Origin of the sequence: Sphaerospermopsis kisseleviana CS-549, from assembly GCF_028329225.1 — a bacterium.
Lineage (GTDB): Bacteria > Cyanobacteriota > Cyanobacteriia > Cyanobacteriales > Nostocaceae > Sphaerospermopsis > Sphaerospermopsis kisseleviana.
In genome coordinates, this window is the sequence record NZ_JAQMTI010000005.1 from 1 (window position 1) to 10,395 (window position 10,395).

Here is a 10,395-nt window from a genome sequence, read left to right on the forward strand (position 1 = left end):
CCAGTCACCAGTCCCCAGTCCCCAGTCACCAGTCACCAGTCCCCAATCACAGATCACCAATCACCAATCACCAGTCCCCAGTCACTTATTCTCTGAATATATGTTGCAAAAAAGTAAGAATTGGGTCAACAAATGTCAAGCAATGCAAAGGATCTTAAAGGAAAGTCAACGAAATAAACTTTATCCACAAGAAAGTGTTAGTTTAAATATATAACCTCAATGGTGATGGGAGGAATTGCCTGCAATAAGCATCACGCCAAAACAAGAGAAATAGAATGGCTGATGGTATCTTCAGAAGTTGTTGACATCGATCAGAATCAAAACTTCTATTCTGGCTGGCATAATTAATATATAGAAAGAGCAAGCCAACAGAAGAATCACAAGAGGAGCTACTTCTAGAATTGTAAATAAAAGTTGCTCAAACTGAAAAAGCAGGTACAGAACAGCTAATAATGATTGATTGAAAGTTTTTCTTTGCAGATCCAGTTGTCTGGCAAGCAGTTGGATACTAACACAGAGTTTCACAAACTAAATCAAAGCTAGAGGTACTTATAGTTAAGATGCAACAACTTGAGAAACAAATACAAAAGCCTTACATTAAAAGCAGTTCACAATTTGTATTGGCGGCAGTGATAGACCTTACCGCAATCTCTGTGCATACAAAACCCATTCACATCAAATAAATATTTAGCTAAATATTTAGCGGGAGAGTTTACATGAAGCTTGTCATCCACGGCAAAAATATTGAAATTACCGATGCAATTCGAGAATATGTGCATCAAAAAATTGAAAAAGCAGTTAGTCACTTTCAAAACATCACGAATGAAGTAGATGTCCATTTAAGTGTAGCTCGCAATCCGCGAATTAATACTAGACAAGCGGCTGAAGTCACTATTTATGCTAATGGTAACGTCATCCGTGCAGAGGAAAGCAGCGAGAACTTATATGCAAGTATTGACTTGGTGGCAGATAAAATATCCCGTCAACTGCGAAAATACAAAGAAAGAAGACAAGAACACAAAACCCAGCCTATACCAACTAATGAAGCCGTAGTTGCCGAACCAGTAGCAGATTTAATCGGCGATCGCACTCCTGAACTACCAGGAGAAGTAGTCAGGACTAAGTATTTTTCCATGCCTCCGATGACAGTTGTAGAAGCGCAAGAACAACTGCAACTTGTAGGACATGACTTTTATATGTTCCGTAACGCCGAAACAGGAGAAATCAACGTTATTTATGAACGTAACCACGGCGGTTATGGTGTGATTCAACCCCGCAACCCTAACACTAACGGACAAACTAACGGCAAGAACGGCAAAACCGCCCAAGGTAATATTCCCATGCCGGAAAAGTCTAAAGTCTGATTTCAGGTGATTGGGTACTGGGGACTGGGGACTGGGACAAGATTTTAGATTTTAGATTTTAGATTTTAGATTGGAGTACATGAAATACAATCCAAAATCCAAAATCCAAACTCCAAAATCCAAAATCCAAACTCCAAAATCCAAAATCCAAAATTGTATCACCAATCACCAAATCATCTTGCAGCCAACTGTTGTAACATTTTCAAGGTTTCCTCAACGTGACCTTTAAAGTTAAACATGGAATCAAACACAGATTTAACAATGCCGTTTTGGTCTATTACGTAAGTTACCCGGCCGGGGATAAAACCAAAAGCAGTAGTTGCACCATATTGTTTTCTAACATTGTCGCCTTTATCACTCAACAGTGTAAAAGGTAAATTGTACTTAGCTGCAAACTTCTGATGAGATTCGCTAGAGTCACCACTTACGCCGATGACTTCAGCACCAGCAGCTTTAAATACTTCATATTGATCTCGGAAAGCGCAAGATTCCGCAGTACATCCAGGGGTGTCGTCTTTAGGATAAAAGTAAAGGACGACAGCCTTTTTGCCGCGAAAATCCTTTAAACTGACTGTAGAACCGTCTTGAGAGGGTAGACTAAAATCAGGTGCAGTATCTCCAATGTTGATAGACATGGTGGCTATTAATAATGGCTTAACAAATCTACATTAACTAATTATTTGTCATTTGGTATTCTCAACATTAGTTATATTTCATCAAAAAGTTCTAGTTCTAGTTGATTTGGCCAATAAAGTCTTTTTATGGGTAAAAGAGGATCGCCTATCAAGCCAGAAAGTTTGAGCAATCCATCATCAAAAGTGTCTAAAACATCCACTTTAGCCTGTATAGCAGTGGCTACATGAGTAGCATCTTTGGGTTTTAAACTTTCATATTGCCACATTAAATCTCTGGCTAATTCTCCAATTTTTCTATCTACATCATACACATAAATCCATTCATGTCTGAAAAAAGAACGTATTTTTTCCTCAACATCCTTAGAAAGTTTCCAAATAATTACGAAAATAGTAAAAATGAGTCCGCATTTGCGGACATTTACTCAACAAAATCCTTACATCAACTACACCCCAACCTCCGCAGCTTCCAAAGCATTCACTTCATCAACCACTCGCCAAATTTCCTGCATCAACTCATCTAAACCAGTGCGAGTTACAGCCGAAATAATAAAAACCGGAGCTAAAGAAAGATGATTTAATTGTGTAGCTAAAGCCTCTAAATCAACACTTGCCCTATCAACCGCATCAATTTTATTTAACGCCAAAATTTGCGGACGTTTAGCCAAACCCCTTCCGTAAGCTTTGAGTTCTTCTTGAATAGTATGGAAATCACCAATTACATCTTCACTTGTAGCATCAATTAAGTGTAATAAAACCCTAGTCCTTTCAATGTGCCGCAAAAAATCATGACCCAAACCAGCACCATGAGAAGCACCTTCAATTAAACCAGGAATATCTGCAAAAACAGTACCATCACCTGTGGGTTTTTTCACTACTCCCAAATTAGGAACAAGAGTTGTAAAAGGATAATCAGCGATTTTCGGACGTGCAGCAGACAAAGAAGAAATTAAAGTTGATTTACCAGCATTTGGTAAACCAATAATTCCCACTTCTGCTAACAGTTTCAACTCCAAACGTAAAAATTTATGTTCACCTTCTAAACCAGGAAGGGCATATTCTGGGGCGCGGTTACGGTTACTTAAAAAATGTTGATTTCCTAAACCACCTTTGCCACCTTCAGCAGCCAGAAAACGTTGTCCAGGTTCAACTAAATCACATAACAAAGCGTCCGTTTCCCCATCATAAATGGCAGTACCACAGGGAACTTCAATAATTAAATCTTTGCCGTTTGCACCTGTACAATTATTAGGACCACCACGACCACCATTATCGGCTTTAAATATATGTTTATATCTAAAGTCTAATAAGGTTTGTAAGTTGGTATCAGCCACAAAAATCACTGAACCACCTTTTCCTCCGTTACCACCAGAAGGACCACCTGCTGGTACATATTTTTCTCTGCGAAAAGCGACGATACCATCGCCACCTTTACCGGCTTGAACTTCAATTACTGCTTGATCGATAAATTGCATAATTTAATTATTGGGCATTGGGCATTGGGCATTGAAAATTAGCTATTAGTTGTCTTTTCTGTTTCCTATTGATTTTAAGTAAGCACTAAGTTTAGGTAACAGTTCCTCAATAATTGGTTTGAATCGGTTTATTTGTTCATTGGTTAATAATTGTCTAGAGTATGCTAGTCTTAACAAACTTATTGTTTAATATAAAGACCCTCTAGCAATTTTTACAAATCAGCGATTATCTTGGTCATTATATCGCCCCCTGCCTTCCTCAATATTGGTACAAACACTATCAGCAGCCTCACAATTTGCTTGCCTATAGTATCCTTGGCGAAATAGTCCCATTCTTCAACAATATACCAAATTTGATTAGCTAACTTTTCAGCTAATTTGTAAACCTCTAAATTTTCAAAATCTGGTCTATTCATTAAATACAAGACTTATGCACCTGGTTTATTTGTTAAGGGCGGGAATAGAGCATAAAAAATCTTCCATGCTCCATACCTAATGCCTAAATATACTGTGAAACATCCTCCTGACATTCATCAGCAAGGTAGGAAAGAGCGCGAAAGCGTAAACCTACTAATTGTTCATACAATGGGTTGATTTTGCACATTGGGGGAATATGGACTATTTTTTTACCAAATAGGGTGACATCTCTTTCAAAAGGACACTGGGAAGGAATCATTTTACATAAAAATCTGGCCACTCTAGGATCATGAATTTCTAACCCGTCTAACCAATCCCGAAGCGGGTGCAATATATCTGGTGGGTGTAGGGTGGTTTCTTGTACTTGTTTGGGATATTCCAATGTGTGACGTAAAGCTGTGAGGGCTTGGGTGTCTAATTCCAAAGCTTGACAAAACTTGTGTAAAATTTTTTCTTCGCTGGGAGAATATATTCCATCAGCGATCGCCACCATCACTGCTGTCCGCAAAAAATTTTCCCCAACTGCTGTACCTTTACCCAACACAGCAGCTAATTCTTCAGGTGTAATTATCTCTAATGAATCCCAGTTCAGACAAGGGGCTAATTCATCTTTGGTAATGCTGTTAATTAACTCCTGTTCTTGGGCATCAAAATTACCATCAGCCCAAGCAATAGTTAGTAGTCCACGTAACCAAACTGTAATTTGTTCGCTACTGTAGGGGGTTTTAACCGCACTTGTCATAAAAACTCACGCCTCAAGATATTCAAGACATTCAAGATATTATCAATCATTCATTTCTAAACTACCCCAATCGTCTGTTTTGCGCTAAAATCCCTTTTACAAAGATTATTGATAATTTTTTCTATTTACTACCTTAAAGGAGGCAGAAGGCAGAAGGCAGGGGAGGCAGATCACAGGGGTAGGTTTTTAATATTATCTGTTGAGGCAGGACCACCGAAGACAAGGAGGTATTGTAGACAAGGAAGATTTTCTACAAAACAAGGTCTGTTTAGCCTCAGTTATTGTTACCAATTGTACATTCTTGTTACGTATTTCCTCCCTTGTCACCTTGTCTGCCTTGTCCTCCAAGTCTTGCCCTCACGACAATGTAAAATACCTACCCTTGTGAGAGGCAGGGGAGGCAGGGGAAGATTAATAATCTAAATAATGCCCAATCACCAATCACCAATCACCAATCACCAATCACCTATGTTTTTTTTCGGAATTGAACATGAAGTTGCTTTTCTTAACCATGAAGGAAAGTTTGCTGATTTCTCTTGTACAAAATTTGCTGATTTTCAGCAAATAGTTGACAAATTACCTCTTTACCCCCATGACTACCCACAATTGAGGGTTGGTGATGCTGGTATTAAAAAGAAGCGATGGTATATTGAGGGTTTTGAAAGATTTGCTGATTCAGAAGCAGTAATTGATTGTGTAGCTAAAGGCATCGAAATTAGAACTACTATAAATTCTACTATTCAAGGTGCAATTGATGAATTAACAGCTAGTTTTTCTTTACTACGTGAGACAGCGGCTAGTTTTGGTTTTTCTCCTGTTTTAATCAGTTTTAATCCCTATACTTGTGTTTTTGAACCCCAACCACCATTAAATGATTTTGAACTTAGGCAATTACAAGCTTATCCAGATGAACAAACTGCCCATATTTACATGGTTTCCTATGGTCCAGATTTAAATATTTCCATAGCAGATTTGCCTATAGAAAATGTAATTGATATTGGGAAAAAACTGACCTATTACAGTCCTTTTATTGTTCCTTTTAGTTACAGTTCTCCGTTTTATAATGGCAGTTTATGGGAAGGTTTATCAGTGAGGACATTTATCAGAACTGGCAAAAGATCAGCAACATTAGTGTTTGTGGAAAACCAGGAACATTTAATTAAAAGTGTACCTTCATTAACGAAAATTGCCCGCATTCCCGCAGAAGTAGGAAGAATCGAATTTAAAGCTTGTGATAGCTGTGATAATTTTTCTATTTATGCAGGGTTACTGGCACTGTTAAAAGGTTTGGCTTTAGATAAAACCTTGGAAGGTAGAGCTATTGTACCTGATACAACTTTACATCAAATTTCAGCCAAAGCAGGATTTGATCATGATGATATTTTTCTGAATGCCACCAAAGTTTTACAAGCTGCTGAAAATGCCCTAGAAAATGACCCAGATATTAAATTTTTAGCCCCATTAAAAGATATTTTGGCAAATCGCAAAACCAAATCCCATCAACTAATTGAAATGTTTGAAAATCTAGGTTCAATTGAAGAAACAATCAAGAGAACTTATGTTTGAGGTAATTGGTAATTGGTAATTGGTAATTGGTAATTGGTAATTGGATAAAAACAACTATCAATTATCAATTATCAATTATCAATTATCACCTGTCACCTGCTGACTTGGTGGAATCTTCTGCATAGGAATAAGCACTTCCATTACAGATTTAACAATAGGCGCTGTCACAGTTCCACCATAGGCATTTGCTCCTTTTGGTTCATCGACTATTGCCAAAACTACATAACGGGGGGCTTCTGCTGGGACAATACCCACAAAGCTAGTAATTCTTGCACCGGGAATATATCCACCTTTAGGAGAGGCTTTTTGGGCTGTACCGGTTTTACCTGCAATACCGTATCCTTTGATTTGAGAAGCTTTACCACTTCCCTGAGAAACCACAGTTTCCATCATGTCCATGACCTTTTGGGTAGTTGTAGGTGAGAAAATCTGGCGTGGTGCTGGTAGATTAGGTGAGTAGTGAATTTTACCTTGATTATCAATCAAGCCTTGAACTACATGGGGTGTTATCAATTTACCACCATTAGCCAAAGCGCCGTGCATTTGCACCAGTTGTAAAGGTGTCAAAGAAAAACCTTGCCCAAAAGAAGTAGTTGCTGGTTCTAGATTAGAGGATAGGAATTTTTCTTGCCTTTTGAGACTGCCACTGACTGCAAAAGGCAAATCTGTATCCATTTTTTGTCCTAGTCCCAGTTTTTCTAACCAGTTATAATATGTTCTCGGCTTCAGACGTTGGATAATTTGTACCATACCAACGTTGCTAGAAGTTTGTAAAATTTCGGCAATATTAATTCGTCTAAAACTGTTAATTTCTGCGTTTTTGATAATGCGGTCAGCGACTTTAATAGTACCTGGGTCATTAAATACATCCTCTGGTTTGATGACACCATTTTCCAGAGCGATCGCCACAATTAAAGGTTTAAAAGTAGAACCTGGTTCATAAAGATCCGCGACAGGCCAATTTCTAAACAGTGAAATATCTGCTTTGGAATATTGATTTGCATTATAGGTAGGATGAGAAACCAAGGCCAATAATGAACCATCGGTGGCATCCATCACAATTACAGCACCGCGTTTAGCCTGAAACTTGTCAATCTGTTCTTTGAGTGCCGTCCGGGCTGCCCGTTGTAAACGATTATCAATAGTGAGTTGCAGTTTTAAATCATCAGAATGCAAAAATCCTTCTGGTGCATAGGTTGGCATAATTGCGCCGTTACCAGCCCGACTGAGACGCACTGTTTGCCTGGAGCGTTCCAATAGTGTCTCTTGACTATATTCAACCCCCGCCTGACCCTGACGGTCAAGATTAACATAGCCCACTACATTAGCAACCAAATCATCTTGTGGGTAGAAACGGGAATATTTTTGAATAAATTCCAAGCCATTCAAGCGGAATGAAATCAAGCGATCGGCAATATTTTCGCCAATACCATTAGCAATCAGAATACCGCTGCTTCTACTTTCAAATGTTTTTACTAACTGACGAGCATCTTTGTTGAGAATTGGTGCAATTTTTGCTGCTATTTCCTCCTTAGACTTATCAAATAGTTTGGGATGGGCATACAGGGTATATACTGGACGGTCAATGGCCAACATATTGTTATTGCGATCAACCACTGGGCGACGGGGTATAAAAGGACGCACATTCACCATTTGCTGGTTTCTTGCCCTTTGAGTGAGTTTTGCACCATCAATAATTTGCAGTCGATACAAATTGAAAGCCAACCCCAACCCAGCAGCAACCAAGATACCCCAAACTATCAACAGTCGAGACTTGGGATTGGTTGCTTGAGCTTGAGGAAAACCATTCTCTGGTACAGCTTGTTTGTATAACTTGCGCCGCCTTGTAAACTTTAAATTCTGCAAATTTCTCAATTTTGTTCGGCTTGGTGACTTCTGCATTGGGTTTTTTTGTGTCAGTTCTCAGTTGTTAGGGAACAGGGAACAGGGAACAGGGAATAGGGAATAGGGAATAGGGAATAGGGAATAGGGAACAGGGAATAGGGAATAGGGAATAGAGAACAGGGAATAGGGGTAATCAATTAGCAATCACCAATCTCTTTAAATTTTAATATCCTAATGGAGAGGAAGTTTGGGACTGCACTTGTGAATTGGGAATTATACTTGAGGATGCTGACTTTGGACTAGGGGATGTTGGTGGCAAAAAAATTGTCTCCCCTGGAGTTGGTAATCTTAGTCCTGCTTCTGCTTTTTCTCCCTCTTCAGCCATCTTTTTGATCAGTGCTGCATTGATTGTGTTCAACTGCCGCTCATGACGTTGTAGGCTTTGCAGAGTGCGGTAATATTTACTCCAAAGCTCTTGAGAATAGACTGTCAAACCATAAACCACCAGTGTTGCAGCCACAAACACAAATGTCGCAGCTGAGGAATAACGATAGACAGCGTGCAAGCGTAGCAACCATATCGGTGTGGATGCAGCAGTAGACATCTCATTTAGGTGTTTATCCTTGGACTGCCCATTCACATTTGTGGTATTTGTGACTGTTTTTTGCCCAGAATTTTTCTCCAATGTTGATACTACTGCCTCACTGACTAGAGAAGTTGATATTTTTCTAGGGGAATTACGTTTTCTTTGAGAGCGCACTACTGTGGATGCACTATTCGATTTAGAATTTGTTTGCATATTTTTTAACAGGATACTAGAGCCGATACCTTTTTGCTAACTAATGCTAACAAATACATAAGTTGAGATTATCTCTCAACCAAGGCGTATCAACCAATGCACGAAGACTTGTGTCGAGCGCAAGCCGAGACATAAATTCCTCGCGCACCATTCAAATCTCGGTTCATAGTTTTACCATCTATCCGAGATTTGATAGTTTTAGATCCCCCTAGATTATTGATGATTTCACCAGTCCAACTTACTGTTTTTGAAGTGTATGCTTCATTAACATCAACCACTATTTTATTAAATTCGTGCGCTTTATGTTTGATAAATTGCTTGAATTTGTAGTGACTTAAAGTAAGCATTTGTCGGACTGATTTAGACTTAATCCTTCTCTTGACTTTTCTAGACATCATAGATGTCTCAAAAGTAGGAAGTAGAATCACATCAAAATTATCAACCAAAAATCTAGCTGTCTTTTTATGCAACTCGTCTACTAGATATTTAATCTTTCCTCTTAGCCGAGTTGCTGCATTTTTTAATCTCTTCTTCTGTTTGCTCTTAGCCTGAGATATTTTGCTAATTAACTTATCTAATTTGAAACAAAGTTTCTGGGTTCTTAGATTAGCATTTTCGCCTAACCATCCAAAGCAATTATCCGCAAAGAAGGTTAAAAAATTTCTAATTCCGGGATCTAAAGCTACAACACGACCTTGGTTCTCGGTTTTATGCCGTAGACTTTCTATTGGTAAGCAGATGTAATAATCTCCGTAAAATGAGACTAATCTACAATCTCCAAACCCATCAGGGAGAGGATCTTTATATTTTAGCTCTCCTAACACAGTGTGATAAATTCCTGCATCTTTTACGGCAGATTTGGGAATATAACAAGACTGCACAGGATCTTTTTTGGTTCTGAATCTACACCTGCTAATTCCACCACCATCAATATACTTTTTCTTGGCATTTTTAACAGCCTGACAAGCATCTTTAATGGCAATAGATTTAATTTGATATGGCGCATCTTTACACCATTCAGGTAATCCTTGGATAATCCCAGTTTTTATCCCTTTCCAGTTGGCTTTTGTTTCTGGAGTTTGTAAATACCGAATTGTTTCGTTATAAACAAATCTGGAAACACCAAACCAATATTTAACCTTCCTTTTCTGTGCAGGACTCAATTTCAGATAAATCCTCTTTGATTTTTTTAAAGTATTTTCTCCAGTCCTGCATTCTACAGGAAAAGATGTGAAGGATTGATAGTAAATTTTATGGTGAGCGAAGCCGAACCACTTGGGTAAGTTCTGATTGTGGACAGTGTACAGTTTTGTCGAGAACCACGATTTGTCCACCGTTTTGCTCGACCATGTATTGTACAAGCTCAAATCCAAATCTTGCGAGTCTGTCCCGACAGGCAACAACAAGGATGAATTTATCTCCTTGCAGAAGTCTGTCCAGTAGGGAGCGCAGACCTTTTCTTTTGAAGTTGAGTCCTGACCCGATATCTTTGATGATTTCTGCGTCTGGGTAGAGGGATTGCATATAAGCGATTTGTCTATCGAGGTCATCTCGC

General features: G+C 38.7%; 11 protein-coding genes. 2 read left to right on the plus strand and 9 right to left on the minus strand.

What is annotated here, in order from left to right:
• Window positions 1-716 precede the first annotated feature (716 nt).
• Entirely contained in the window at window positions 717-1,364 is a 648-nt protein-coding gene (gene hpf / locus PN497_RS00255) for a ribosome hibernation-promoting factor, HPF/YfiA family (RefSeq protein ID WP_096572081.1), read from the plus strand.
• Window positions 1,365-1,537: 173 nt separating this feature from the next.
• Here hpf and PN497_RS00260 read toward each other — a convergent pair whose 3' ends face one another.
• The 5 genes from PN497_RS00260 to PN497_RS00280 form a co-directional block, all read right to left on the minus strand.
• Window positions 1,538-1,999 (minus strand): peroxiredoxin, encoded by a 462-nt coding sequence (locus PN497_RS00260; protein WP_096572080.1) that lies wholly within the window; start codon window positions 1,997-1,999, stop codon window positions 1,538-1,540.
• 71 nt (window positions 2,000-2,070) lie between these two features.
• Entirely contained in the window at window positions 2,071-2,310 is a 240-nt protein-coding gene (locus PN497_RS00265) for a PIN domain-containing protein (RefSeq protein ID WP_272109234.1), read from the minus strand.
• A 132-nt stretch (window positions 2,311-2,442) separates the two neighbouring features.
• A complete protein-coding gene (gene obgE / locus PN497_RS00270; RefSeq protein ID WP_096572078.1) occupies window positions 2,443-3,471 on the minus strand; it encodes a GTPase ObgE in 1,029 nt (342 codons plus the stop codon).
• Window positions 3,472-3,683: 212 nt separating this feature from the next.
• Window positions 3,684-3,887 carry a four helix bundle protein gene (locus PN497_RS25705; RefSeq protein ID WP_334310592.1) on the minus strand — a complete coding sequence of 68 codons (204 nt, stop codon included), beginning with the start codon at window positions 3,885-3,887 and terminating at the stop codon, window positions 3,684-3,686.
• Window positions 3,888-3,970: 83 nt separating this feature from the next.
• Window positions 3,971-4,630 (minus strand): Mo-dependent nitrogenase C-terminal domain-containing protein, encoded by a 660-nt coding sequence (locus PN497_RS00280; protein ID WP_096572077.1) that lies wholly within the window; start codon window positions 4,628-4,630, stop codon window positions 3,971-3,973.
• A 468-nt stretch (window positions 4,631-5,098) separates the two neighbouring features.
• On the opposite strand from PN497_RS00280, the gene PN497_RS00285 reads away from it, so the two are divergent.
• Window positions 5,099-6,196, plus strand: coding sequence for a glutamate--cysteine ligase (locus PN497_RS00285; protein ID WP_096572858.1), 1,098 nt, complete (start codon window positions 5,099-5,101; stop codon window positions 6,194-6,196).
• A gap of 78 nt (window positions 6,197-6,274) precedes the next feature.
• Here the strand turns inward: PN497_RS00285 and PN497_RS00290 are convergent, their stop codons facing one another.
• From PN497_RS00290 to PN497_RS00305, 4 genes are all read right to left on the minus strand, one after another.
• Window positions 6,275-8,098 (minus strand): peptidoglycan D,D-transpeptidase FtsI family protein, encoded by a 1,824-nt coding sequence (locus PN497_RS00290; RefSeq protein WP_096572076.1) that lies wholly within the window; start codon window positions 8,096-8,098, stop codon window positions 6,275-6,277.
• Window positions 8,099-8,264: 166 nt separating this feature from the next.
• On the minus strand, window positions 8,265-8,840 hold the full coding sequence (locus PN497_RS00295; protein ID WP_096572075.1) for a hypothetical protein: 576 nt from the start codon (window positions 8,838-8,840) through the stop codon (window positions 8,265-8,267).
• Between the two features lie 89 nt (window positions 8,841-8,929).
• The gene (locus tag PN497_RS00300) at window positions 8,930-10,003 is read right to left on the minus strand and encodes an RNA-guided endonuclease InsQ/TnpB family protein (RefSeq protein WP_272109238.1); all 1,074 of its coding nucleotides are present in this window, start codon (window positions 10,001-10,003) and stop codon (window positions 8,930-8,932) included.
• An 88-nt stretch (window positions 10,004-10,091) separates the two neighbouring features.
• Window positions 10,092-10,395 (minus strand): recombinase family protein (locus PN497_RS00305; protein WP_272109240.1); only part of this gene is annotated, 304 nt, incomplete at its 5' end.

What these genes read in the sequence shown, in the direction of transcription:
- hpf (WP_096572081.1), top strand. Translation starts at nt 717, where the DNA reads ATGAAGCTTGTCATCCACGGCAAAAATATTGAAATTACCGATGCAATT.
- PN497_RS00260 (WP_096572080.1), bottom strand. Translation starts at nt 1,999, where the DNA reads ATGTCTATCAACATTGGAGATACTGCACCTGATTTTAGTCTACCCTCT.
- obgE (WP_096572078.1), bottom strand. Translation starts at nt 3,471, where the DNA reads ATGCAATTTATCGATCAAGCAGTAATTGAAGTTCAAGCCGGTAAAGGT.
- PN497_RS25705 (WP_334310592.1), bottom strand. Translation starts at nt 3,887, where the DNA reads ATGAATAGACCAGATTTTGAAAATTTAGAGGTTTACAAATTAGCTGAA.
- PN497_RS00280 (WP_096572077.1), bottom strand. Translation starts at nt 4,630, where the DNA reads ATGACAAGTGCGGTTAAAACCCCCTACAGTAGCGAACAAATTACAGTT.
- PN497_RS00285 (WP_096572858.1), top strand. Translation starts at nt 5,099, where the DNA reads ATGTTTTTTTTCGGAATTGAACATGAAGTTGCTTTTCTTAACCATGAA.
- PN497_RS00290 (WP_096572076.1), bottom strand. Translation starts at nt 8,098, where the DNA reads ATGCAGAAGTCACCAAGCCGAACAAAATTGAGAAATTTGCAGAATTTA.
- PN497_RS00295 (WP_096572075.1), bottom strand. Translation starts at nt 8,840, where the DNA reads ATGCAAACAAATTCTAAATCGAATAGTGCATCCACAGTAGTGCGCTCT.